We start from the raw sequence: 25384 nt of genomic DNA on the forward strand, positions 1-25384 counted from the left end.
CCGCGGCCACCGTGGTGGTCATCCCGACCCGCCCGGGCTCCCGGCGGCGATCAGTCCCGCTGTTTGAGCAGGTTGACCTTGGCCGACTCCTCGGTCTTCATGCTCTCGCTGCCCACACCCGCCTTGACCCGCAGCACCAGCGGCTCGGACGCGCCCACGTGGGTCGCCGTCACCTGGATGGTCTGGTCGCGGCCCATCTCGAAGCTGACCTCGACCGGGGTGCCGCGGGGGTGCCCGGCCGGGATACCGCTGATCGCCCCGGCCACGATCACCTTGTTGTCGTCGATGCGGGTCGACTCGACGCCGGTGCCCTGCTCGAAGACGCGGATGTCGACCTCGGCCTGGTCGTCGGAGATCGTGTAGAACGTCCGCTTCACCTGGATCGGCAGGGCGTCGTTCTGGTGGGCGAGGAAGGCGGCGACGGCCGACCCGCGATCCTCCGCGAAGATGCCGAACCCGCGGGACGTGACGTCCGTCACCCGGGTGCGCACCAGGTCGACCACGGAGGAGGTCGTCAGCCCGGCGGCGGACGCGCTCGCGGCCGCGGCCGCCTCCAGGTCGCCGGCGGCGGCGGCGTCGAGCGGCTGGTCCGGGCGCAGCCGCCCGCTCGACACGAGCTCCGCGCGGACCTCACGCTCCAGCGCCTTCTTCTGGCCGTAGACAGCCGCCCCCTTGGCGACGGCGAGGTCCGGGTCGGCGAGCCGGCAGTTCAGGCCGAACGTCTCGTTGAGCCGGCGGGCGACCGCCGGCAGCTTGCTCATCCCGCCGACGAGGAGACAGAGGTCGATGGTGTCGACGCCCTTCTCCTTCGCCCGCTGCAGGACCGAGGCGGTGAGGTCCACCGTGCGCTGCAGCAGCGGTGCGGTGATCTCCTCCAGGGTCGCGCGGGTCAGCGTGACGCTGCACCGCTTCCCGCCGTGCACCACCAGGACGTCGACGCTCTCCCGCCCCGACAGCGCGAGCTTGGCGTCCTCGGCGCCGGTGAGCAGCTCCTGCTCGTCGTAGACGTCGTCCAGCGGGTCACCGGCGTCCGGCTGCTCCTGGACGAACTTCTGCGCCAGGTAGCGGACGATCTCGTTGTCCCAGTCGGCGCCGCCGAGCTCGTGGTCACCGTCGGTGGCCACCACGGTGATGTCGTTCCCGTCGAGCCTGATCACCGTCGTGTCGAACGTGCCACCGCCGAGGTCGTACACCAGCACGGTGGCGGTGGACTGGCCGTCCTGCGCGAACCCGTAGGCGAACGCGGCGGCCGTCGGCTCGTTGATGATGTCGACGACGTTGAGGCCGGCGAGCTCGCCGGCGAGCTTGGTCGCCTTGCGCTCCTCGTCACCGAAGTACGCCGGGACAGTGATCACCACGTCGGTCACCGGCGTGCCGGTCGCCCGCTGGGCGTCCGCGGCGAGGGCCTTGAGGACCAGGCTCGAGACCGACGCGGCGCTGTACTCGACGTCGTGGGCCACGAACCGCCAGTCCGAGGCGCCCATGTGCCGTTTCACCAGCCGCGCGACGTCGTCCGGGCGGATCCGGGCCTGGCGCTTGGCCTGCGTCCCGACCACGAAGGAGCCCGACCCTCCGCCGTCGGCCCCCCCGGCGCCGGCTTCGCCCGCGGACGCGGCCGCGGCGCTCTCACTGGCGCTGTCGAACAGGACGACAGAGGGTGTCGTGGGCTGTGACTCGATGTTGCGGATCACGTCCGGGCGGCCGTACTCGTCGACCTGGGCGATACACGAGTAGGTGGTGCCCAGGTCAATGCCGAACACCTTGGTGCCTGCCACCGTCTGATCTTCCCTTCCGCTGACGACTGCTGCCACCGACGGCCCGCAGCCGGCGACGCCCCCACACCGCCGGCGGGAACTCGTCGCCGGCCTCGCCGCCGGCGGTGCTCCCGCCGGCATCTGCCTCATGATGATGACGGGGTCGCCGCAGGCCGCTGTAGCCGGCCGTCCCCCGGACGGCCATCCGGTGGTCATCGGGCGGGTCAGCGCGCCCGGTACACCTCGGTCTCCGCCGGGCGGATGACGGTCGACTCACCCCGTACGAAGCCGGGCCGGACCGTCCGGGCGACCGTCCCCGCCAGCGCCGATTCGTCCGTGGCGACGCGCCGGACCCCGAGGAAGCGGCCCGGGTCGAAGGACTCCCCGACCTCCGGGGTGAACGGACGGACGTCCGCCGCCAGGTCGAGGATCTGGAGCAACTGCTTGCGCAGGATCCCGGCGACGCTCTGCGAGTCCTCGCCCCCGAGACTGCTCATCTGGTCGTAGAGCCGGACAAGCCCGCGCAGCAGCGGTGCCATCGCCTCGGTCAGCTCGCCCCCGCGCAGGCGGCTGTTCTCCGCGTGCAGGCGGTCGACGAGCTCGGCATCATGCCGCCGCAGGCGGACGAGTTCGTCCACACTTTCGGCGAGCCGTTCCAGCACAAGCCGGTCGGCCGCGGCGGCTGCCGCGGCGACAGCGGCACTGTTCTCTGCGGCCCGGTCGGCCCGGTCGGCCTGGTCCACACCGGGGTCCGGGGCGTGCGTCGCGGCCGCGGAGCCGTCCGGGCCGCGCACCCCCGGCAGCGCCGGGACGATGTCCGCCGCGTCCGGCATCTCGATCCCGCCGACCGCGGCGCCGGACGTCCCGTCATCAGACGTCCGGGGATCGGGCGTTCCCGCAGCAAAGGCGCCGGAGTCGAGGGCGTCGTCCGGGAGGTCGACCGCGCCCGGCAGGCCCGGCCCGGTCAGGTCGTCCACCAGCCCCGGCGCCGGCCGAACGACCGCGGCGTGCTCCTCGGCTCTCCGAGGGGCGTCCCGGGTGTGACCCGCAGCGCCGTCGGCGTCGCCGCGGGCGTCAACGACCGGGTCGGCACTGCGCCGACCCGAGGGGCCGCCCCCGAGGATCTCGTAGTCGAGCAGATCGAACTCGTCCATACGGGCGGCGTGGCCGCTGGCATGCTCCTCCTCGAGAGGCGCCTGCACCGTGGGCGGCGGACCGGCGTCGAAGGTCGGCGGGCTGTCACGTCGGAAGAAGTCGATCTTCTGGACGGGCAGCGGGGGGAGGCTCGGAGCGTTGGCCACGCCGTCCGCGGAAGCTGGCCCGGACCGGGCGGCCGACCCGGCCGGCGGCCCCGGCACCTCGGCATCGGCGCGCGGCGCGTCCGGGTAGGGGGCCGGATCAGCGTCCGGATCCGGGTAGTCGGCGCCGCCGTACTCCGCCCGGCCGTACGCCGGGCCGCCGGCGAACCCCGGGTCGGCCGGGTAGCCGCTGTCCGGGTACTCGGCGTCGGCGTTGACCGCGGTGGCGTCGTACGTGTCCGCCGCCCGGAAGTCCTCAGCCTGGTCCGCCGCACGGAAGTCCTCGGGCAGGCCGGCCCGGTGCCGGCTCTCGGCGCGGTCGAAGCGGGCAGCACCGTCGTCATAGCCGCGGCTCTCGTAGCCCTCGGCGCGGTCGGCCCCGCCGGAACGGTCGTACCCGGGCGCGCGGTCGTATCCATCGGCAGGCTGGTAGCCGTTGCCGTCCTGGTAGCTGCCGGCCGGCGCGTAGCCGGCCGGCGCGCGGTAGTCACCCCGCCCGGCGCGGTCGCCGGCGTAGCCGCCTGCGCCTTCGTACCCTTCGGCGGCGTCCTGACTGCTGCCGTCACCGGAGCCGGTGTACTCCCTGGAGCTGGTGTACCCGCCCGGGCGGTAGTCGCCCGCGCCGGCGTAGTCGCCCTTGCCGGCGTAGTCGCCCTTGCCGGCGTAGCCGTCGGCACCCGCATAGCCGTCAGCACCGGCATAGCCGTCGGCGGCGACGTAGCCACCGGGTTCGCCGTAGCCGGCGGCCTCCGCCCCGTAGTCACGGTTGCCGGATCCGCCGTCGGTGCCGCCGTAGGCGCGGGTGCCCTCGTAACCGCCGGCACCGTCGTAACCGCCGCCCCCGGCATAACCGTCCGCCTCGCCGTAGCGGTCGCCCTCGACGTACCCGTCGGGCGCGGAGCGATCCTCGGCGAGGCGATCGGCCCGCGGGTCCGCCCGGCGGTCGCGGGTGCCGGGAGTGTCGGGCGTGTCGGGCCGGTCGAACTGGCCGTCCGTCTCGTACCCGCCGTCAGGCCCGGCCGGCAGCCGGTAGCCGGAATCCTGGTAGCCGCCACCGCGCGCCTCGGCTGGCGGGTACCCGGCGGCGGGGTACTCCTCGACCGGCGCCCCGTACGGCGCGCCAGGGTACGCGGCGCGGAAGTCGGCCTCCGGGTCGCCGGCACCGCGGTCCGGCGGGCCGTACCCCGCACGTTCGTAGCTCTCGGGCGCGAACAGCGACTCCCGGCTGCCTGCACCGGCGCGACCGTCACCGCCGCGGCCGTCACCGTGACGGCCGTCAACGCCGCCGCGCGATCCGTGGTCGCGCCGGCGGCGCGTGACCGGCACCGCGACGACGTAGCCCCGGGGATGCGGATGGCCGCCGGGGCCCGGATCCGTCCCGTCCTCCGTGTCGTACCAGGCGGGGTCGCGGCCAGGCGGCTCCGCGTCACCGCGGCCGGGTCCGTCCGGCCCGGTGCCCGGCGGCTCGTCCACCTCGGGCGCCGGGTCCGGCGCGAACCAGCGGTAGTTGGCCTCGTCCTGCTCCGCGCCCTGCTCGGCCGGGTCGGGAACCGCGCCCGAACGGCCCGCGCGAGAGGAACGGCGTGGCTGGAACATGGAGTAACGCCCTTCCCCTGCAGGCGACGGCACTGGATGGATCATCCCGGTGGGTCGGCCCGGCCCGGGTCACGGGAGCGGCCCGAGCCGGCACAGATCCGTTCCGTCGTTGCCTGTGCGCCCGGTCCAGAGCACAGCCTGCCCTCTTCGGGCGATCCGCTCAACTCCGGCCCGGTCCTCACCTTCCGGTCACTTCCGGCCAGCGGACCAGTTCAGTCCCCACCCGTAGGCGGCGTCCAGCTCCCGGTGGCCGCCCACATACCGAACCTCGCGGCTGACGGTGAAGTCATTGCCGGTGTTCGTGAGCAGGGCGATCGCGCACATCCGCGAACCGCCGGCGCGCTCGTCGAGGCGCACCTCGATCGGTGCTCCCTGGGCCGGGGTCAGAGTGACCACGGCGTTCGCCTGGTCGAACGACGCGGCGCCCTCGTAGATGAAGGCGAAAACCAGCAGCCGACGGATCTCCGCGATGCGGGACAGGTTGACGTGCAGGTTCTCGCCGCCCGCCGTCGCGCCGGTGCGGTCGTCGGCGTCGAGCTGGACGTAGGGCGGGTTGTCGAACGAGCCGAACGCGTTCCCCAGCGCCTGGACGACACCGGAGCGGCCGTCCGCCAGCTCGAACAGACACGCGAGGTCGAGGTCGACGCCGCCGCCCGCCGCGCTCAGCACGCGCTTGAGGAAGCCGCCCTTGCCCCCGCCGGATCCCGCGTTGTTCTGGTCCCAGTTGAGGTTGACGTGCAGGCGTCCGCCGCCGCCCTGCTTGCTCAGCGACACACTCGGCGCGGACTTGGTCAGGGTCACCTTGCTCAGCGAAACCGGAGGCCCGGCCGCCGGCGCCGCGGGTCGTTTGTTGTAGTCGATTCCCATGATCCGCTCCTTCGCGGGTTGGCGGGTGTGGCGACAGCTGATGACGGTCAGCGACGGCAGACGTTGATTATCTCGATCGGTGGCCCCGCGGAATCAGGACCCGGGAGAACGGGCCGGCGGGGCATGCGCGGAAGCACCGAACAGTCCGGATTCGTCCGTCAGGTCCGGGTTCCGATGGCGGGCGCGTTCTCCTCGCCGTCACCGGCCGCGGCGGATTCGCCGTCCCCGTCCCCGCTGTCGACGGCACCCGTGCCACCGCCTGCCGCCTTGCGCTGCATCGCGCGGTGCCGGATCGACGACAGCAACGCCAACCCGATGAACCCGACACCGATCAGACCGGTGACGATCTCGTGCACCTCGGTCTCGATGGAGATGGCCAGGATGACGGCCAGCGCGCCGATCGCGTAGTGCGCTCCGTGCTCGAGATAGATGTACTCGCCCAGCGTTCCGCGCCGGACCAGGTACACCGTGACCGATCGGATGTACATCGCACCGATACCGAGGCCGACCGCGATGATGAAGATGTTCTGTGAAATCGCGAAGGCACCGACGACACCGTCGAACGAGAACGATGCGTCGATCACCTCGAGGTAGAGGAACAGGAAGAACGCGGCCCGGCCGGTGGCGAGCACGACCTCGGGCGTGCCGGTCCGGCGCTGCGGTGCCCCGCCCGCCACGCTCTCGCCCGCCACGGCGCTGCCGGCGTCCGCCGCGCCCTCGTCGTCATCGTCGGCCTCGACTCCGACTCCGCGGGCCTCGAAGAACTCGCCCAGCCCGCGTACGCCCAGGTAGGTGGCAAGACCGGCGACGCCGGCCGTCAGCACCTGCTGGGTGTGATCGCCGGAGAACGCCTCGGCGACGACGAGCAGCGCGACCAGCCCGGTCACGACGGGCAGCACGTCGAGCTGCCCGGCCTTGCGGAAGGGCTCCTCCAGCCGCTTCAGCCACTGGATGTCACGTTCCGGGTCGAACATGAAGTCCAGGAAGATCATGAAAAGGAAGATCCCGCCGAACGCGGCGATCGAGGGGTGCGCCTCGTGCAGCCGGGCCGCGTACTCGGCCTCGTCGTTCAGTGCGAGGTCGAAGACCTCCACCGGGTTCAGGTGCGCGGTCAGCGCCACGATGGCGATGGGGAACACCAGCCGCATGCCGAAGACGGCGATGATGATGCCGACGCTCAGAAAGATCCGCTGCCAGAACTCGCTCATCCGGCCGAGAATCGTCGCGTTGATCACAGCGTTGTCGAACGACAGGCTGATCTCCAGGACCGCCAGAATCGCGACGATCGCCGCGGCGTCGGCGCCGCCGATGACGCCTGCCGCGGCGATCCCGATCACTGTGATCGCGATGGACCAGCCGAAAATCCGAAGTGCGTGCACTGCTGGGGAACACCTCCCGGACCGGCTCGCGATGTTCCGACAGGCATTCGCGACGGGGACCGCGGTCCGTACCGGCCCCACCACTTACAGATCACCGCGCTGTCGCCGGACACTGGGTCCAGTTCACCGGGCTGTGCCGGCCGTGTGGTCGAGCGCATCGTATTAAGACACGGCCCCGGGGACACGACCGAAATCTGACGGACATCGGCTCTGGCCTGCTTCGTCCGCCGCGGCTATGGCGAGATCACAGCCTGGTGGGCACCAGCGTGCCCTGGCGGGACGGCGCTGCCGTCACGACAGCACCGTCCACTCGACAGCACGGCCCGCACGACGGCAGAGCCGGACGCTCTCCGCGCAGCCGCACGGATCCGCGGAGAGCGGGGCGGGCCCGCACGGACCGCGACCGGCCGCGCCCGGGACCGCCACCGCGACCGGCGGACCGGTCAGACGTTGACTCCGTAGTCGCGGGCGATGCCCGCGAGCCCGGAGGCGTAGCCCTGGCCGACCGCGCGGAACTTCCACTCCGCGCCGTGCCGGTAGACCTCACCGAAGACCATGGCGGTCTCGGTCGAGGCGTCCTCGGTCAGGTCGTAGCGCGCGATCTCGGACTGGTTGGCCGCGTTCACCACCCGGATGAAGGCGTTGCGCACCTGACCGAAGCTCTGCGAGCGGTTGTCCGCGTCGTAGATCGAGACCGGGAAGACGATCTTGTCGATCTCGGCCGGCAGACCCACGAGGCTGACGTTGATCTTCTCGTCGTCGCCCTCGCCCTCACCGGTCAGGTTGTCTCCCTGGTGCTCGATGACACCCTCCGGGCTCTTCAGGTTGTTGAAGAAGATGAAGTGCCCGTCCGAGACGACCTTGCCGTCGGCCCGGCACGCGATGGCGCTGGCGTCCAGGTCGAAGTCGTCGCCGGTGGTCGTCCGCACGTCCCAGCCGAGACCGACGACGATGTTGGTGAGACCGGGCGCCTCCTTGGTCAGCGAAACGTTGCCGCCCTTGCTGAGGCTGACTCCCACTGCTCCTCCAGTTTCGATGTTCAGGGTCGATGTTCAGGTCGGGTTCGGGCTTCGGATCAACGACGGACCGGGCCCGTGCCGGCCCGCCGCCTGTCAGGCGCGCCGCACGCCAGGCTCGCCGGACACGTGCGTCAGGCTCCCCAGGGCACCCGGTCCGCCGCCCGGCCGCCCCCGCGTCCGGACCGGTCGCGCACAGGCCCCGCCACCCGGGCGTACGGGCGGCGGCAGCCTACTGCGTCACACTTCACGCCGAAGGCCCCACGCGGGCCCGGAGTTTCCACCGCTCACCCACGCCGGCACGCGAAGTGCCCACGAACGTCACATGGCCGGCCCGCCGCGCACGCGACCGCGCACCGGCCGGGGCACGGCGAAGCCGAGCTGGCGACCCCGGGCGACGCGAACACGCGCGAGGGCGGCGGCCCCGGCGGCCGTACTGTCCCCTTGCCACAGCCCCGGCCACGCCTCCCCGTGCGGTGCATCGCCCGGCCCGGTGCGGTTGCGCTCCGGTGCGCCAGCCGATGAGTGTGGGTGTTCAGCAGTTCCTGTGCGACAGTTCCGTGCCCAGCGAGACGAACGACGGCTCGACGAAGTTCCCTGATCGATGAGCGTGCCACCACCGAAGGTCCATCGATGTCCAGATGGTCTGTCACGTCGCCGACACATCAGCCGGCTGCGGAGTGACATCGCCAGCCCGATGGGCACACCGTCAGAAATGGGCGGCAGCGCAGATCGCGACGACCTCGACGCGGCCCGCGCCAGACCCCCACCGGACACCCAACAAGATCAACAGAAGCAATATCGACGCCGGAGGGTTAACGACCCCGGCAAGCCGGGAACATCGGTCAGGACCGTAACCATCCGGACAGCACGACCAGACACACCGTGGAAACAACGCAGACCCATCCGGTGGTTGCATGCAGTTCACGTGGCGGTGTCATCGAACGCCATGTGCAGGGTCGACCATTGAGTCGTGGTTCGTCTGGATAAGGTCCCCATGATGATCGGACGTTCAGTAGGCCGGGTTGTCATCTCCGACGTGCGCCCGGTCGTCTCCTGTGGCCAGTGGCCGTCGCGGGCGGTGGAGGGCGAAACCCTCACCGTCAGCGCGACGGTCTTCCGTGAAGGTCATGACCTGATCGGAGCAAATGTCGTCTTTTCCGGGCCCGACGGTCAGGGTGCTCCGTTCACGCGGATGATCATGACTGGTGCGGGCACGGACCGTTACGAGACCGATCTCGTCATGGGCCGCGAGGGCCTGTGGGGCTTTCGTGTCGAGGCCTGGGCCGACCCTGTCGCCACCTGGCGCCACGGCATCGAGCTCAAGGTCGGTGCCGGCCAGTCCGTCGACGAGCTCGCCGTCGACTTCGAGGATGGTGCCCGGCTGCTCCTCCGCGCACTGCCCGGCGTCCCGGAGTCCCGGCGGGCCGAGGTCGCCCGGGCGGTGGCCGCCCTGCGCGACGACAGCCGCACCGACCCGCACGAGCGCATCGCGCTGGCCTGCGCGCGGGAACTGGCCGTCCTGCTGGACGCCCATCCCCTGCGTGAGCTGGTTACCCGCTCGCCGCTGTACCGCGTCTGGGTCGACCGGAAGCGGGCGCTGTACGGCAGCTGGTACGAGCTCTTCCCCCGCTCGGAAGGGGCCAGCCTGGACCCGCCGCGCTCGGGGACGTTCCTGACTGCCGCCGAGCGGCTGCCCGCCGTCGCCGCGATGGGCTTCGACGTGGTCTACCTGCCACCGATCCACCCGATCGGCGAGGTGAACCGCAAGGGCCCCAACAACACACTCGTCACCGGCCCCGACGACCCCGGTTCGCCGTGGGCCATCGGGAGTGTGCACGGCGGCCACGACGCCGTGCACCCCGACCTGGGGACACTGGACGATTTCGACCTCTTCGTCGCGCGGGCCCGTTCCCTCGGCATGGAGGTGGCGCTCGACCTGGCGCTGCAGTGCGCTCCGGACCATCCCTGGGCCAAGCACCATCCGGAATGGTTCGTCGTCCGCAGTGACGGCTCCATCGCTTACGCGGAGAATCCGCCAAAGAAGTATCAGGATATTTACCCCCTGAACTTCGACGCGGATCCGATCGGGATTTACCACGAGATCCTGCGCGTGGTCCGCTTCTGGACGGCCCGCGGCGTGCGCATCTTCCGCGTCGACAATCCGCACACCAAGCCGGTCGAGTTCTGGGAGTGGCTCATCGGCCAGGTCAAGGCGACCGAGCCGGACGTCCTGTTCCTCGCGGAGGCGTTCACCCGGCCCGCGATGATGCACAGCCTCGCCAAGGTCGGCTTCACCCAGTCGTACACCTACTTCACCTGGCGCAACGAACGCGCGGAGCTGGAGGAGTACGCGCGTGAGCTGGTCGACTCGGCCCACTACATGCGGCCGAACTTCTTCGTCAACACGCCGGACATTCTGCCGGAGTACCTCCAGCGCGGCGGGCCCGCCGCGTTCCGGATCCGCGCCGTGCTCGCGGCCATGCTCTCCCCCACCTGGGGTGTCTACGCGGGGTACGAGCTGTACGAGAACGACCCGGTGCGGGCCGGCAGCGAGGAGTACCTCGACTCGGAGAAGTACCAGTACCGGCCGCGGGACTGGGCCGGCGCCGAGCGGGACGGCCGCTCGCTCGCGCCGTACCTCACCCAGCTGAACCAGATCCGGCGCGCCCACCCGGCTCTGCACTGGCTCCACAACCTGCGGATCCACCAGTCGGACGCGCCCGAGATCATGGTGTTCTCGAAGCGGCTCACCGCCGCGGCGTCGGCCGCGGCCAACGCCGCGGATCCGACACTCGCCCCGGCCGTGACGGCCGCGGCGGGCCTGGCCACCACCGCCACCACCACCACCGCCGCCACCACGTCCGTCCCCGACCGCCTCGGCCCCGGTGACGACCTCGTGATCGTCGTCGTCAGTCTCGACCCGCATACGGCCCGGGAGACCACGGTGCGACTGGACATGCCCTCCCTCGGCCTCGACTGGGGTGACGCCTTCGAGGCGCACGACGAGATCACGGGCGCCACCTACCGGTGGGGCCGGGACAACTACGTCCGCCTGGAGCCGAGCGAGCCCGCCCACGTGCTGACCGTGCGACGCTTGACGTGAGCGCCGCGGAGCCCTTCACCGAGGAGGCCCTGCGCCTGCCGTCGGTGCCCGCCGCGGCGAGAGCCGACGGGGCCGACCCGGGCCCGCCGGTCACCCCGCACGACCCGCAGTGGTTCAAGCGGGCGGTGTTCTACGAGGTCCTGGTACGCGGCTTCGCCGACTCCAACGGCGACGGCACCGGCGACCTGCGCGGGCTGGTCAGCAAACTGGACTACCTGGAGTGGCTCGGCGTCGACTGCCTGTGGCTGCTGCCGATCTACTCCTCGCCGCTGCGCGACGGCGGTTACGACATCGCCGACTACTTCCAGATCCTGCCGGAGTTCGGCGACCTGGGTGACTTCGTGAACCTCGTCGACGAGGCACACAAGCGCGGCATCCGGATCATCGCCGACCTGGTGATGAACCACACCTCGGACGAGCACCCCTGGTTCCAGGCCTCCCGCTCGGACCCGGAGGGCCCCTACGGGGACTTCTACGTCTGGTCCGACACCGACGAGAAGTACCCGGACGCCCGGATCATCTTCGTCGACACGGAGAAGTCGAACTGGACCTGGGACCCGGTGCGCGGCCAGTACTACTGGCACCGGTTCTTCTCCCACCAGCCCGACCTCAACTACGACAACCCGGACGTCCAGGAGGCAATGCTGGAGGTCCTGCGCTTCTGGCTCGACCTCGGCCTCGACGGCTTCCGGCTGGACGCCGTGCCCTACCTGTACGTGCGTGAGGGCACGAACGGGGAGAACCTGCCGGAGACCCACGAGTACCTGCGCCGGGTCCGCAAGGAGATCGACGCCAAGTACGCCGACCGGGTCATGCTCGCCGAGGCGAACCAGTGGCCGTCGGACGTCGTGCAGTACTTCGGCAACGACGACGAGTGCCACATGGCGTTCCACTTCCCGCTGATGCCGCGCATCTTCATGGCGGTGCGCCGGGAGTCGCGCTACCCGATCTCGGAGATCCTGGCGCAGACCCCGGAGATCCCCCCGAACTGCCAGTGGGGCATCTTCCTGCGCAACCACGACGAGCTGACCCTGGAGATGGTCACCGACGAGGAGCGGGACTACATGTACGCCGAGTACGCGAAGGACCCGCGTATGAAGGCGAACATCGGGATCCGCCGCCGGCTCGCCCCGCTGCTGGACAACAGCCGCGACCAGATGGAGCTGTTCACCGCCCTCCTCCTCTCCCTGCCCGGCAGCCCGGTGCTGTACTACGGCGACGAGATCGGCATGGGCGACAACATCTATCTCGGCGACCGGGACGGTGTGCGCACCCCGATGCAGTGGTCCCCGGACCGCAACGCCGGGTTCTCGACCACCGATCCGGCCCGGCTGTACCTTCCGGTGATCATGGATCCGGTGTACGGCTACCAGGCGCTGAACGTCGAGGCCGAGCAGCGCATGTCGACCTCGTTCCTGTCCTGGACGAAGCGGATGATCGAGGTCCGCAAGCGGCACCCCGTGTTCGGCCTGGGCACCTACGAGGAGCTCGGAGCATCGAACCCGTCGGTGTTCGCCTTCGTCCGCGAGTTCGGGGACGACCGGGTGCTGTGCGTCGCGAACCTCTCCCGGTTCGCGCAGCCCGTCGAGCTCGACCTGCGGCGGTTCACCGGGCTGGTGCCCGTCGAGCTGCTCGGCCGGGTCCATTTTCCGCCGGTTGGCGAGCTGCCCTATCTGCTGACTTTGCCGGGGCACGGCCATTACTGGTTCGCGCTGACCAGTTCGGGGGAGTTCACGACTTAGTGAGGCAGCCGGCGGCCGCGCCTTGATCTTCGTGTGTGCCGCCGTCACGATGAGGTCTGCCGGCCCACACGCTCACGCACGGATCGCGCGGCACGTCGGTCCCGCCCGAGCGGTGGCCGGAAGGCCGCGCCGACGACGACGCGGCAGCGGCAGCGACGCGCAGGGAGGTCGAGCATGACGGACCACTCCGAGCTCACGGCCCTGCTCTCGGACTGGCTGCCCCGGCAGCGATGGTTCGCGGGCAAGGGCCGGGCCGGCGGGCAGTTGCGCGTCGAACAGGACATCCGGCTCACGCTGGACGCGCATGCGAAGGCCGTGCTGCGCCTGCTCGTGATCCAGGTCAGCTACGACGACGGCGGGCCCGGCGACTACTACCAGGTCCCGGTGGTGATCCGGGGCGACTCCCCGTTCGGTCACGAGGGCTTCCTGATCGGTGAGTCGGCGGGCGGCATGGTCTACGACGGCCTGCGCGACGCCGACGGCAACGCCGCCCTGCTGACCTACCTGCGGCGCGGCGCGAGCCGCGAGGGCCTGACCGCGACCGCGGTGGAGACCCTGGAGGACCTCACCGCCCGCCCGGTCGGCGCGGAGCAGTCGAACACCTCGGTCGTGTACGGCGAGGCCTACATCCTGAAGGTGTTCCGCCGGCTGTGGCCCGGGATGAACCCGGACCTGGAGATCACCCAGGTGCTGGCGCGAGCTGGCAGCGGTCACGTGGCGCGCCCGGTCGCCTGGCTGAGCGGGCAGCTCTCCGGCATCCCCACCACCTTCGCGTTCATGCAGGACTACCTGCGCACCGGTGCCGAGGGCTGGCTGTTGGCCCTGGCCAGCGTGCGCGATCTGTACGCCGAGGGCGATCTGCACGCCGACGAGGTCGGCGGCGACTTCGCCGCCGAGGCCGAGCGTCTCGGCGCCGCCACCGCCCAGGTCCACCGTGACCTGGCGAGCGCACTGCCGACCCGGCCGGCCGACGCCGCCACCCTCGGCGCGGTCGCCGACTACCTGCACCAGCGGCTCGACGGCGCACTGGCCGCGGTGACCGAGCTGGCGCCGTTCGAGACGGCGCTGCGGACCGCCTACGACGCTGTCCGCGGCATCGAGCATCCGGCGCCGTTCCAGCGCATCCACGGCGATCTGCACCTCGGGCAGGTGCTGCGGGTCGAGTCCGGGTGGGTGCTGTTCGACTTCGAGGGCGAGCCGGCCCGGCCGGTACCCGAGCGCATCGTGCTCGAGTCCCCGCTGCGGGACGTCGCCGGCATGCTCCGGTCGTTCGACTACGCCGCCCAGTCGATGCTGCTCGAGCGTCAGGACGAGCCGGCGCTGGCCTACCGTGCGCTGGAGTGGGCCGACCGCAACCGGGACGCGTTCTGCCGCGGCTACGGCGCCCGCTCCGGCACCGACCCGCGCGACGAGGGCGCCCTGCTGAGCGCCTTCGAACTGGACAAGGCCGTGTACGAGGTGCTCTACGAGGCACGCCACCGGCCCGGCTGGATCGGCATCCCGCTGCGCTCGGTGGCGCGGCTCACCGGCGATCCTGAACAGCAACGCGCCCAGCCGGCTCTGCGGGGGTCGGACGAGAGCACGCAGTAGCCCGTCGGGCGGGTGTCGCGGCGGCGGGCACGGTGGTGACCGCGGCAGCGCCCGCGGCGCCCGCGGGAGGGGTCATCGATGACGAGGCCCTGACGACGAGAGAGGGACAGGTGGCCGTAGTGGACGATCCCCGCGACATCGGGCGGGCCGGGTCCGTGAACGGGCTCCCGGACGCGGTGCGCCTGACGAGATTCGCCGACACCGCGGTCGCGGACCGGCCCGGCACGGCCGACTCCGCCGATCCGGCACGGCCGGCCGACCCCGTCGACCCCGTCGACCCCGCCAGCACCGCCGGCACGCGCGCGCCGGCCGCCGCGGCCTCACCGGCCGGGGCGCCCCCGGCCGACCTGCCGCGGGAGGAGCTGGACCGCCTTGTCGGCGGCGCGCACCACAACCCGCACAGCATCCTCGGGCCGCACCCGAGCGGAGCATGGACGGTGCTGCGCGCGCTGCGCCCCGACGCGACGTCCGTCGACGTGCTCGTGGACGGCGAGCGTCACCCCATGGCCCGGCTGCACAGCGGCGGGGTCTTCGGCGTCGCAGTGCCCAGCCGCAGCTTTGACACCAGCCGCGGCTCCGGCCGCACCTCCGACAGCGGCGTACCCGACTACCAGTTCGAGGTGACCTACCCGGACTCCACCCACCTCGTCGACGACCCCTACCGCCACGCGCCGACCCTCGGCGAGGTCGACCTGCACCTGATCGGCGAGGGCCGGCACGAGCAGCTCTGGACGGTCCTCGGCGCGCAGGTACGCCGGCTGCGCGCGCCCGGGAGCGACGTCGAGGTGTCCGGGGTCAGCTTCGCCGTCTGGGCGCCGAACGCCCGGGGCGTCCGCGTGATCGGCGACTTCGACTTCTGGGACGGCCGCGCGCTGCCGATGCGGGTGCTGGGGACGTCCGGCGTCTGGGAGCTGTTCGTGCCCGGAGTCGGCGTGGGCACCCGCTACAAGTACGAGATCCTCGGCGCCGACAGCGTCTGGCGGCAGAAGGCCGACCCGATGGCCTTCGCCACCGAACGCCCGCCGGCCACCGCCAGCGTGGTGCACGAGTCGGACCACACCTGGCAGGACGCGGCCTGGCTGCAGCGCCGGGCGAGCACCACCTGGCACGCCTCGCCGGTCAGCATCTACGAGGTCCACCTCGGCTCGTGGCGGCGCGGCCTGAGCTACCGGGAACTCGCCGAGCAGCTCGTCGAGTACGTCGTGGAGAACGGCTTCACCCACGTCGAGTTCCTCCCGGTCGCCGAGCATCCGTTCGGCGGCTCCTGGGGCTACCAGGTCACGTCCTACTACGCTCCGACGTCCCGCTTCGGGAGTCCGGACGATCTGCGCTTCCTCATCGACACCCTGCATCTCGCGGGCATCGGCGTGATCGTCGACTGGGTGCCCGCCCACTTCCCGCGGGACGCCTTCGCGCTCGCCCGCTTCGACGGCACCCCGCTCTACGAACACCCCGACCCCCGCCGCGGCGAACAGCCCGACTGGGGCACCTACGTGTTCGACTTCGGCCGGCGCGAGGTGCGCAACTTCCTGGTCGCCAACGCGCTGTACTGGCTGGAGGAGTTCCACGTCGACGCGCTGCGGGTCGACGCGGTCGCCTCGATGCTCTACCTGGACTACTCCCGCCCCTCCGGCGAGTGGACGCCGAACCGGCACGGCGGCCGGGAGAACCTGGAGGCCGTCGAGTTCCTGCAGGAGGTCAACGCCACCGTCTACCGGGTGGTGCCCGGTGCCATGATGATCGCCGAGGAGTCCACGGCCTGGCCGGGGGTGACCCGCCCGACCCATCTCGGTGGCCTCGGCTTCGGGTTCAAGTGGAACATGGGCTGGATGCACGACACCCTCGACTACACGTCCCGGGCGCCGGTCTTCCGTACCTACCACCACCACCAGATGACGTTCTCGATGATGTACGCCTACTCCGAGAACTTCATCCTGCCGTTCAGCCACGACGAGGTCGTGCACGGCAAGGGCTCGCTGCTGCGCCGGATGCCGGGCGACCGGTGGGCGCAGCTGGCGAACCTGCGGTGCCTGTACGGCTACATGTGGGCCCACCCTGGCAAGCAGCTGCTGTTCATGGGCTGCGAGTTCGGTCAGGACAACGAGTGGAACGAGGGCACCACCCTCGACTGGCACCTGCTGGACGACCCGGGGCACGCCGGGATCGCCCGTCTCGTCCAGGACCTCAACCACACCTACCGGGCGAACCCGACACTGTGGGAGCGCGACACCGACCCCAGCGGCTTCTCCTGGATCGACGCGAACGACGCGGAGAGCAACGTCTTCGCGTTCGCCCGCTGGTCGGAACACGGCAACCAGGTGCTGGCCTGCGTGACGAACTTCGCCGGCGTCGGCCACGTCGACTACCGGCTCGGCTTCCCGTTCGCGGGCCGCTGGCTGGAGGTGCTCAACACCGACGCCACCGAGTACGGCGGCGGCGGCATGGGCAACTTCGGTGCGGTGACCGCGGTGCCGGAACCGTCGCACGGCCTGCCGGCCTCGGCGACGCTGGCGCTGCCGCCGCTCGGCACGCTCTGGTTCCGCTACGAGCCGGAGGAGCCGTCGGCGCTTCCCACCACCGCCCCCGGCGACTGACAGACCACGCCGGTCAGATCAGCGCCCCGGCGGACGGCTCTGCTTCCGCCTGCCGCGCCCCCCGCTGCCCCCGCCCGCCAGTCGTGACGGCTGACGGGCGGGCAGGTCCGGGGGGCGTCTCGCGCGACCGCCGGTCACGCGGGAAGAGGCCGGCGGCTCAGAACTCGGCGTCTCAGAACCAGAACTCGGCGGCTCAGAACAGGGCCGCGGCGAGCGCCCGCCGGGCCGGGGCGACCGCGGGCTCGTCGTCACCCAGCGCCTGGAAGAGCCCGACCAGGTGGGCGCGCACCTTCTCCCGGTCATCCCCGGAGGTGCGGCGGATCAGCTCCACCAGCCGGCCGAAGGCCGTGGCCGGGTCGCCCTGGGCAACCGTCAGGTCGGCCACCGCCAGACCGGCCTCCACGTCGAACGGATCCGTGGCCAGCCGCTCCCGCAGCCAGGCCGTGTCGTAACCGCCGACCCGGCGCAGCAGCTCGACCCGGGCCAGCCCGAGGGTCGCCTCCGGATCGCCCGGCGACTCCGCCAGCTGAGCCCGGAAGGCCTCCGCCGCCGTGTCCAGGTCGCCCTGGGCCATCGCATCCTGGGCGGCGGCGAGGTGCGGCGGCGGCTCCGCTCCCGCCGCGGCGCCACCGAGCTCGCCGACCGCGCTGAGCAGCTGGTCGAGCCAGCTGCGGACCTCGCGCTCAGGCACCGCGCCGGTGAACTCGCCGACGATCCGGCCGCCGACGACGGCTTTGACCGCCGGGATGCCCTGCACCTGGGCGGCCTGCGCGAGACCGGGATTGGCGTCGACGTCGATCTTGGCGAGGATCCACCGGCCGCCGTCGGCCACCGCGAGGCGCTCCAGCACCGGGCTGAGCTGCTTGCACGGCCCGCACCACTCCGCCCAGAAGTCGAGGACGACGGGCACTTCCATGGACCGGTCCACCACCTCGGTGGTGAACGTCGCCTCCGTCACATCGATGACGACGGGACCGGTGGCGACGCCCGGCTGGCCGCCGGAGCCGCCCGGCCCGCCCGCCGGGGGGGTGCCGGGACGCCCCGCCGGGGGCGGCGGTGCGGCGGGCTTGGGATCGAGGGGCACGGCGCCGGCCAGCCGCAGACCGCCAAGTGACTCGGGCATTCGGCCCGGCCCGCCCCTGCGCGGCGAGCCGGGGGGGACAGGTGACCTCCGCTGCATGGTTCCATCGTTACACCCGGCGGATGAACCTCGGGCGCCACCGGTCGACTTTTTCCCGCGTGGCCCTCACGCGGCCGAGTGCACGGGCGCTCCGCCGGGTGACCAGCCGCCCGGCAGGAACCGACGCCGTGCCCCCGCCGTACCTCCGCCGGATCCCCGGCAGGACGGGCCAGGACGGGTGCGGCACGGGCCGGGTGGAGCCCCGGCCGCCTGGTCAGCCGCCCGTTCAGTCGCCCGAAAGGTGCCGTTCGATGCTGGCCACCTTGTCGTGCAGCGCGTCGGTGACGCCGGGCCGGATGTCGGCCTTCAGCACCAGGCTGACTCGCCCGCCGCCGGCCGCGGCCGCCTCGGCCGCCCGCCGTACGACGTCCATGACCTCGGCCCATTCGCCCTCGACCAGCGTGAACATCGCGTTGGTCTCGTTGGGGAGCCCCGAGTCGCGCACGATCCGGACGGCCTCGGCGACAGCGGCCGCGACACCCTCGCCGGCCCCGATGGGAGTGACGCTGAAGGCAACAAGCATGCGACAGGCGTACCACGCGGGACGGCGCCGCCGGTGCGGTCCCGGTGTGGCCCGACCGGGTGACGCTCCCCCACCTGGGGCACCACCTGCGCGACGATGGTGTCACCAGATGTAAACGGGACGCGTGAATCAACCCGCTCGAGCCAAACCCGGGACAACGTCCGCAGACGGTACGCCCTACCATGACCCGCCGTGGGGTGGATGCAGTTTTATGACGAGACAGACGAGGTCTAGGTGGGGCTGACTACCCTCCTCGAGACGCTGACGGACCTGGTGGTGATCGTCGGTTCGGACGGGCGTGTCCGGGAGCTGAGCGCCAGTGCGCGCGCGTTCCTGGGAGAGCGCGTCGGTGCGGCACCGCATCTGCACGAGCTGTCCGGCGTGGTCGAGCCCACCTGCCGGGCGGAGCTCGCCAGCCCGGTGTCCCAGGCGCTGACCCGCGGCGGGGTGTGGCGGGGCACCGTCTGGCTGGTGGACACCGCCGGTGGGGTGGCGCCGTACGCGGTGACGGCCAGGCTGGACCCGGCCGGCGGCATCGTCATCGTCGCCCGCGACACGGTCGACGCCCGGGCCCGCGGCGCCGCCGAGGCCGAGTCGCGGTCGAAGGACGAGTTCGTCGCCCGGCTCGGCCACGAGCTGCGCACGCCGCTCAACGCCATGCTCGGCTTCGCCCAGCTCATGGAGCTCGAGCAGCTGACGCCCGACCTGCATGAGGACGTCGAGCGGATCATCACCGGCGGCCGGCACATGCAGGCCCTCATCGACGACGTCCTGGACCTGGCGCGGCTGCGCGCCGGGCGCGGTGACATCAACAAGGGCCCGGTGAACGTCCTGGACATCGTCCAGGGCGTGGTGGAGCTGGTCGAGCCGCTGGCCGAGCGGCGCGGCATCCGGCGGATCATCCATCCCGCCCGACCGCTGATCGCGGACGCGGACCGCCGCCGGCTGTGGCAGGTGCTGCTCAACCTGATCGGCAACGCGCTGAAGTACGGCCGCGAGGGCGGGAACGTCCGGGTCGGCATCGTCCCGGTGACGGGCTCGCGCCTGCGCATCGAGGTGGAGGACGACGGCGTCGGGCTGTCGCCGTCCTCGCTGTCCCGGCTGTTCCGCCCGTTCGAGCGCCTCGGAGCGGAGGACACCGGGGTCGAGGGCAGCGGCCTTGGCCTGGCCCTCTCGCACGCGCTGGTGACAGCGATGGGCGGTGTGCTGACCGTGGCCAGCCGGCCCGGGGTGGGCAGTGTGTTCGCGGTGGTCCTCGACGCGGTGGACGTTCGTTACGACCACAGTGAGGACGACGCGGGCGAACTGACCGGCGAGGGGCAGCTCGAGCCGGGCGGCCTGCGGGTGGTCCACGTCAGCGGTGATCCGGGGCTGCGCGAGCTGGTCACCGACACCCTGGCGAGCGCGCTGGGGGCGGACACGATCAGCGTGCCGCGCGGGGCGCTGGCGGTCGAGGCCATCCGGCGGGCCCGCCCGTCGCTGGTGCTGCTCGACCGGGACATGCCGGACGTCGCCGCGGTCGACCTGCTCCCCCGCCTCGCCGCGGACCCGGTGGCCGGCATGGTGCCGGCGTTCGTCCTGACCTCGGATGCCGACCCGGACGAGTGGACCCGGCTGCGCCGGGCAGGCGCCGCCCACGTGCTCGGCATGCCTTTGGACGTCACGACGCTGGTCGCCGCCACCTCCCAGCTCACCGCTTCCTGAGCCGGACGGCGCTCCCGTGCCGTGACCGGCACCGGAGCGCGCGCCACGCTGGTCCTGCTTGCGCCCTGAAAGGGGCTGTAGGGCCCGCTGGGGGGCGGATGTCAGCTGTCGGCGGTCTGGGGCCGGGGCAGCTCGCGCAGCAGCGTGTCGGCGGCCGTGTAGGGATCGAGCCGGCCCTCGGTCACCGCCTCCGCCAGGCGGGCCAGGCGTCCACCGGCATCGAGGGCGCCGAGGCGGGCCCGCAGCCCGGCCAGGGCGATCTGGGAGATCTCCTCGCTGGCCCGCCGGAGCCGGCGGCGGGCCAGCTCTCCGCTCTCCTCCAGCCAGCTGTGGTGGCGACCGATCGCCGCCACCAGCTCGGGCAGACCCTGCCCGGTGACCGCCTCCAGCCGCAGCACCTCGGCCCGCCAGCCGTCCGGCGAGTCGGTCGCGGTGCCTGCCCGGGAGTCCGACCCCGACATCCGGATGGCCGCGGCGAGATCGCGGCAGGTGTGGTCGGCCCCGGGCCGGTCCGCCTTGTTGACGACCAGCAGGTCGGCGATCTCCATGATCCCGGCCTTGGCCGCCTGGATGCCGTCGCCCATTCCCGGCGCGATCAGCACCAGCGTGGTGTCGGCGAGCGAGGCGATGTCCACCTCCGCCTGACCGACCCCGACGGTCTCGACCAGCACGACGTCGAAGCCGGCGGCGTCGAGCACGCGCAGCGCCTGCGGCGTGGCCCAGGAGAGCCCCCCGAGGCTGCCGCGGGTGGCCAGCGACCGGACGAAGACGCCGGGATCGGTGGCGTGCTCCACCATCCGCACCCGGTCGCCGAGCAGCGCCCCGCCGGTGAAGGGCGAGCTGGGGTCGATCGCGAGCACCCCGACCCGCAGGCCCTGCGCCCGGTACGCGCCAACCAGCGCGGACGTCGACGTCGACTTGCCCACCCCGGGCGCGCCGGTCAGCCCGACGACCCGGGCACGGCCGGTGTGCGGGGCCAGCAGTGCGCTGACCTCCCGAAGCGCGGCGGACTCGTGCTCGACGAGCGAGATCAGCCGGGCCACCGCGCGGCGGTCACCCGCCAGCGCGGCGGCGGTGAGCTCCGCCGGGCCGGGGCGGGCGGGCCGCGGGCGGGCGGGCCACCGGCGAGAATCGCCCTCCCACGCCGCTGGCCTCACCCCGGCGGAGCCGGTGCTCACGCCGGGACGCGCAGCACCAGGGCGTCACCCTGGCCGCCACCGCCACACAGCGCGGCCGCGCCGATGCCGCCACCGCGGCGCTGCAGCTCCAGCACCAGGGACAGCGCGATGCGGGCCCCGGACATGCCGACCGGGTGCCCCACCGCGATCGCGCCGCCGTTGACGTTGGTGATGTCGGCGCTGATCCCCAGCTCGCGGATGGACTGGATGCCGACCGCGGCGAACGCCTCGTTGATCTCGACGAGATCGAGGTCGGCCGGGGTGAGCTTCTCCTTGGCCAGGGCGGCCTTGATGGCCTCGGCCGGCTGCGACTGCAGGGAGTTGTCCGGGCCGGCGACGTAGCCGGCGTGGCCGATCTCGGCCAGGATCGGCAGGCCCAGCTCCTCGGCCCTGGCCCGGCTCATGACGATCACCGCGGCGGCACCGTCGGAGATCTGGGAGGCGTTGCCCGCGGTGATCGTCCCGCCGTCCCGGAAGGCGGCGCGCAGCTTCGCCAGGCCCTCCGCGGTGGTGTCGCCGCGGACGCCCTCGTCGGCGCTGACCACGATCGGCTCCCCGCGGCGCTGCGGCACCTCGATCGGCACGATCTCGTTCTCGAACAGCCCGTTCTTCGCCGCGGCGGCGGCGCGCTGGTGCGACAGGGCGCTGAACTCGTCCTGCTCGGCGCGCGTGATGCCGTAGCGGGCGTTGTAGCCGTCGGTGACGGTACCCATCGAGACCTGGTCGAAGCCGCAGGTGAGCGCGTCGGCCGCGATCGCGTCGGTGACGGTCGTGTCGCCGTACTTCACACCCGGGCGCAGTGCCGGGATGAGGTGCGGCGCACGGGTCATCGACTCCATGCCACCGGCGACGACGATGTCGAACTCGCCCTGGTTGATGTAGGTGTCGGCAAGCGCGATGGCGTTCAGGCCGGACAGGCAGACCTTGTTGAGCGTCATGGCCGGCACGGTCAGCGGCACGCCGGCCTTGGCGGCGGCGTGCCGGGCGGACGCCTGGCCGGTACCGGCCTGGATCACCTGACCCATGATCACATACTGGACCGCCTCGGGGGACAGCCCGGCCCGCTTCAGCGCGCCCGCGATGGCGATGCCGCCGAGCTCGACCGCGGTGAAGTCCTTGAGGGCGCCGGAGAGCTTGCCGACGGGGGTGCGGGCACCGGCCACGATGACAGAACCAGGCATGGACGCCTCCTCGGGATCACGGGTACCGGTTCACGCGGTACCGGCCCGCCACGGCTTCCCCGTGGTGCACGGGCCGTGTCGGGCTCGCACCACGGCCTGCCGGGTGGGGGGAAACAGAAAACTCTCCCAGTAACAATAACGTGATCTTGGTTCCCGCGCCGGGGTCGCGGGCCGTCAGAAGGGGACCTGGCGGCACCGATGTGACGAACATCCCCCAACAGGACCCGGACCGGCTCCACGGCCGCGGCCGCGTAGGTCAGGAGAGGGCGCCGCAGGCCGGGATGAACGGGGAGTTGGCACTCGTGAGGGTCAGCTGGCCGGGAACCGGCGCTCCGGTGGGGACCACCCCGTCCGGCGTGATCTGAACGGCCGTCGTGACGATCTGGAACTCGGCGCCGTCCGACGACGTCCCCGCGATGATCCGGAGCCCGTTCTCGTCGCAGCGGAAACCGGAGCCGGAGGTGCCCGTCGCCCCGGCCGCGAGGCGCAGGCCGGGCGCGAGTGTCGCCTGCGCGAGGTCACCGCGGGCGGCGTAGCGCAGCAGGGCGTAGTCAACGACGCCGTCCCGGGTCGCCGTGCGGACCAGGAGGTCGGCGAACCCGTCGACGTTGGCGTCCACGACCGCGTAGGAGGCGGGGAGCTGCAGACCGACCAGGTCGACGGAGTCGGAGCCCCCGCGGGAGAACGTCACTTCCACCTTGGTGCCATTGATCCGGACCTGGTCCGGGGCGCCGTCGCCGTCCAGGTCGTTCACACCGGCGGGGCGGGCGACCGGGGTAGGCAGGTCCAGCGAGCCCGAACCGCCCGGCCCGGTCGTCGCGCTCGCGCTCGGAGTGGACGTCCCGGCGCTGGTCGGCGGGGTCGTCGTGGCCGTGGCCCGGGGGGCTGTCGTGGTCCGGGGCGTGGTGCCGCCCGAGCCCTGGCCGCCGCTGCCCGTGCCACCGCGGTCCGGCGACGAGGAGGCCACAGGCCGGCTCGACTCCGGGATCACCGAGGACACCAGCGGTGGTGCCGCCGGCTCGACTGTCTGCTCCGAGGGGGACGAGTGCGGCCGGACCGCGACGAAGGCCAGGACGATCAGCGCCGCCATCGCGACACCTCCGGTAGCCATCAGCGGCAACCGCCACCAGGCACGATGCTCCACTCCGGCGCGGATGCGGTGCAGCGCGTCCGGGGACGCGCGCACCGGCTCCACTGCCGCCCGCAGGAGCCGGGTCAGCTCCTCCGGTTCGAGCCCGCCATTCACCGCAGGCCCTCCAGCTTGCCGCTCAGGGCCGTCAGCCCACGCGAGGTGTAGGCCTTGACCGACCCGACACTGCATCCCATGACCGCGGCGGCATCGGCCTCCGACATGTCCGCGTAGTAGCGGAGCACGACCGCCTCTCGTTGACGTCTGGGCAGCTCGCGCAGCGCCTGCACCACCGCGGCCCGCTCGACCAGAGAGTAGGCCCCCTCCTCCGCGCTCGCGGCGTCGGGCATCGGCTTGGGAGCGTGCTTCAGAGCAACCAGTCGACGACGGAGGGTCGATCGTGCGAGATTGACCACCGTCTGACGGAGGTAGGCGAGGGCCTTGTCCCGGTCCTGAAGCCGACCCCAGGCTCCGTGCACCCGGATGTAGGCGTCCTGCACGACCTCCTCGCACAGACCGACGTCATCCAGCAGCAGAGCGGCGAGACGGACGAGGGAACGGTAGTGCTCGGAGTACAGGGCCGTCAGAGCGGCGTCGGCGTCGCGCGCGACTGCGCTACGGGCGGCGTCGCTCCGCGCAGGCACGGGTCGCCACCCTTCCACGACTGTCATGGGCGCGGTCACAACAAGTCTGACGCGCGCCGAGGCTCCAAGGTTGTCCCAGAAGTTCTATCGCGTCGCGCGGCACGCCGACACCCCTCAGTTCAGCCGGCCCGCCGACCTGCGGGTCCGCAGGGCCGGCCGGCGGCGGACCGTCACTCGTCCCCCGATCACAGCCGGAGGTAGCTCGAAGATGAAGCAGCTGGTTGATGCGATCATGGCCGGTTCGCCGCGGTCGGCGCAGCGGCGGGCGGAGTTCGCCGCGTTGCCGGTTCCGGCGTCGTACCGGGGTGTGGTGGTGCGCCGCGACGAGGTGGGGATGTTCGAGGGGCGGGTGTCGCGGGACAAGGATCCGCGGGAGTCGTTGCATGTGGACGAGGTGGCGACGCCGGAGCTGGGGCCGGGTGAGGCGCTGGTGGCGGTGATGGCGTCGTCGGTGAACTACAACACGGTGTGGACGTCGATTTTTGAGCCGTTGTCGACGTTCGGGTTCCTGGAGCGTTATGGGCGGACGTCGCCGTTGGCGGCGCGGCATGATCTGCCGTATCACGTGGTGGGGTCGGATCTGGCGGGTGTGGTGTTGCGGACGGGGCCGGGGGTGCATGCGTGGTTCCCGGGGGATGAGGTGGTGGCGCACTGTCTGTCGGTGGAGTTGGAGCGGCCCGAGGGTCACAACGACACGATGCTGGATCCGGAGCAGCGGATCTGGGGGTTCGAGACGAATTTCGGTGGTCTTGCGGAGCTGGCGTTGGTGAAGGCGAACCAGTTGATGCCGAAGCCTGATCATCTGAGTTGGGAGGAGGCGGCGGCGCCGGGGTTGGTGAACTCGACGGCGTATCGGCAGCTGGTGTCGCGGAACGGTGCGGGGACTGGCTCTGATACACATCT

17 protein-coding genes are annotated in these 25384 nt (G+C 72.0%); 6 read left to right on the plus strand and 11 right to left on the minus strand.

The genetic code is table 11. From position 1 onward, the window contains the following. Positions 1-50 precede the first annotated feature (50 nt). The 5 genes from AB1460_RS19070 to AB1460_RS19090 form a co-directional block, all read right to left on the minus strand. Complete coding sequence (locus tag AB1460_RS19070; RefSeq protein WP_368962956.1) at positions 51-1775, minus strand: Hsp70 family protein; 1725 nt, start codon at positions 1773-1775, stop codon at positions 51-53. Positions 1776-1978: 203 nt separating this feature from the next. Further along, positions 1979-4648: a hypothetical protein gene (locus tag AB1460_RS19075; protein WP_368962958.1), complete on the minus strand. Its 2670-nt coding sequence runs from the start codon at positions 4646-4648 to the stop codon at positions 1979-1981. 189 nt (positions 4649-4837) lie between these two features. Continuing rightward, complete coding sequence (locus AB1460_RS19080) at positions 4838-5515, minus strand: TerD family protein (protein ID WP_368962960.1); 678 nt, start codon at positions 5513-5515, stop codon at positions 4838-4840. A gap of 158 nt (positions 5516-5673) precedes the next feature. Further along, positions 5674-6894, minus strand: a complete 1221-nt coding sequence (locus AB1460_RS19085; RefSeq protein ID WP_368962961.1) for a DUF475 domain-containing protein — start codon at positions 6892-6894, stop codon at positions 5674-5676. Between the two features lie 443 nt (positions 6895-7337). After that, positions 7338-7913, minus strand: a complete 576-nt coding sequence (locus AB1460_RS19090) for a TerD family protein (protein ID WP_368962963.1) — start codon at positions 7911-7913, stop codon at positions 7338-7340. Between the two features lie 994 nt (positions 7914-8907). On the opposite strand from AB1460_RS19090, the gene AB1460_RS19095 reads away from it, so the two are divergent. The 4 genes from AB1460_RS19095 (at position 8908) to glgB (ending at position 16942) form a co-directional block, all read left to right on the plus strand. Next, complete coding sequence (locus tag AB1460_RS19095) at positions 8908-11016, plus strand: alpha-1,4-glucan--maltose-1-phosphate maltosyltransferase (RefSeq protein WP_368962965.1); 2109 nt, start codon at positions 8908-8910, stop codon at positions 11014-11016. Then, positions 11013-12758 (plus strand): maltose alpha-D-glucosyltransferase, encoded by a 1746-nt coding sequence (gene treS / locus AB1460_RS19100; RefSeq protein WP_420497315.1) that lies wholly within the window; start codon positions 11013-11015, stop codon positions 12756-12758. Before AB1460_RS19095 ends, treS begins: the two co-directional genes overlap by 4 nt. A 174-nt stretch (positions 12759-12932) precedes the next feature. After that, on the plus strand, positions 12933-14348 hold the full coding sequence (locus tag AB1460_RS19105; RefSeq protein WP_368962967.1) for a maltokinase N-terminal cap-like domain-containing protein: 1416 nt from the start codon (positions 12933-12935) through the stop codon (positions 14346-14348). Positions 14349-14467: 119 nt separating this feature from the next. After that, positions 14468-16942 carry a 1,4-alpha-glucan branching protein GlgB gene (glgB, locus tag AB1460_RS19110; protein WP_368962969.1) on the plus strand — a complete coding sequence of 825 codons (2475 nt, stop codon included), beginning with the start codon at positions 14468-14470 and terminating at the stop codon, positions 16940-16942. A 193-nt stretch (positions 16943-17135) separates the two neighbouring features. On the opposite strand, the gene AB1460_RS19115 is transcribed toward glgB, so the two are convergent. Continuing rightward, positions 17136-18065, minus strand: a complete 930-nt coding sequence (locus tag AB1460_RS19115) for a tetratricopeptide repeat protein (RefSeq protein WP_368962971.1) — start codon at positions 18063-18065, stop codon at positions 17136-17138. Between the two features lie 283 nt (positions 18066-18348). After that, positions 18349-18645 (minus strand): thiamine-binding protein, encoded by a 297-nt coding sequence (locus tag AB1460_RS19120; RefSeq protein ID WP_368962973.1) that lies wholly within the window; start codon positions 18643-18645, stop codon positions 18349-18351. 234 nt (positions 18646-18879) lie between these two features. Between AB1460_RS19120 and AB1460_RS19125 the strand changes: the two genes are divergently transcribed. Then, positions 18880-20349, plus strand: a complete 1470-nt coding sequence (locus AB1460_RS19125; protein WP_368962975.1) for an ATP-binding protein — start codon at positions 18880-18882, stop codon at positions 20347-20349. Positions 20350-20450: 101 nt separating this feature from the next. On the opposite strand, the gene meaB is transcribed toward AB1460_RS19125, so the two are convergent. From meaB to AB1460_RS19145, 4 genes are all read right to left on the minus strand, one after another. Further along, complete coding sequence (gene meaB, locus AB1460_RS19130; protein ID WP_368962977.1) at positions 20451-21527, minus strand: methylmalonyl Co-A mutase-associated GTPase MeaB; 1077 nt, start codon at positions 21525-21527, stop codon at positions 20451-20453. Continuing rightward, on the minus strand, positions 21524-22708 hold the full coding sequence (locus tag AB1460_RS19135; RefSeq protein WP_368962979.1) for an acetyl-CoA C-acetyltransferase: 1185 nt from the start codon (positions 22706-22708) through the stop codon (positions 21524-21526). Before AB1460_RS19135 ends, meaB begins: the two co-directional genes overlap by 4 nt. A gap of 256 nt (positions 22709-22964) precedes the next feature. Next, complete coding sequence (locus tag AB1460_RS19140) at positions 22965-23954, minus strand: FG-GAP repeat domain-containing protein (RefSeq protein ID WP_368962981.1); 990 nt, start codon at positions 23952-23954, stop codon at positions 22965-22967. Beyond that, entirely contained in the window at positions 23951-24508 is a 558-nt protein-coding gene (locus AB1460_RS19145) for a SigE family RNA polymerase sigma factor (RefSeq protein WP_051102613.1), read from the minus strand. Before AB1460_RS19145 ends, AB1460_RS19140 begins: the two co-directional genes overlap by 4 nt. A 181-nt stretch (positions 24509-24689) precedes the next feature. Between AB1460_RS19145 and AB1460_RS19150 the strand changes: the two genes are divergently transcribed. Next, the coding region (locus AB1460_RS19150; protein WP_368962983.1) for an alcohol dehydrogenase catalytic domain-containing protein at positions 24690-25384 on the plus strand (695 nt) is incomplete at its 3' end.

Source organism: Parafrankia sp. FMc2 (genome assembly GCF_041008525.1).
Classification (GTDB): domain Bacteria; phylum Actinomycetota; class Actinomycetes; order Frankiales; family Frankiaceae; genus Parafrankia.

Bases quoted from the DNA above. Each gene is read 5' to 3' on its own strand.
- AB1460_RS19075 (WP_368962958.1), bottom strand. From the start codon at position 4,648: ATGTTCCAGCCACGCCGTTCCTCTCGCGCGGGCCGTTCGGGCGCGGTT.
- AB1460_RS19080 (WP_368962960.1), bottom strand. From the start codon at position 5,515: ATGGGAATCGACTACAACAAACGACCCGCGGCGCCGGCGGCCGGGCCT.
- AB1460_RS19095 (WP_368962965.1), top strand. From the start codon at position 8,908: ATGATGATCGGACGTTCAGTAGGCCGGGTTGTCATCTCCGACGTGCGC.
- AB1460_RS19105 (WP_368962967.1), top strand. From the start codon at position 12,933: ATGACGGACCACTCCGAGCTCACGGCCCTGCTCTCGGACTGGCTGCCC.
- AB1460_RS19115 (WP_368962971.1), bottom strand. From the start codon at position 18,065: ATGCCCGAGTCACTTGGCGGTCTGCGGCTGGCCGGCGCCGTGCCCCTC.
- AB1460_RS19120 (WP_368962973.1), bottom strand. From the start codon at position 18,645: ATGCTTGTTGCCTTCAGCGTCACTCCCATCGGGGCCGGCGAGGGTGTC.
- AB1460_RS19135 (WP_368962979.1), bottom strand. From the start codon at position 22,708: ATGCCTGGTTCTGTCATCGTGGCCGGTGCCCGCACCCCCGTCGGCAAG.
- AB1460_RS19145 (WP_051102613.1), bottom strand. From the start codon at position 24,508: ATGACAGTCGTGGAAGGGTGGCGACCCGTGCCTGCGCGGAGCGACGCC.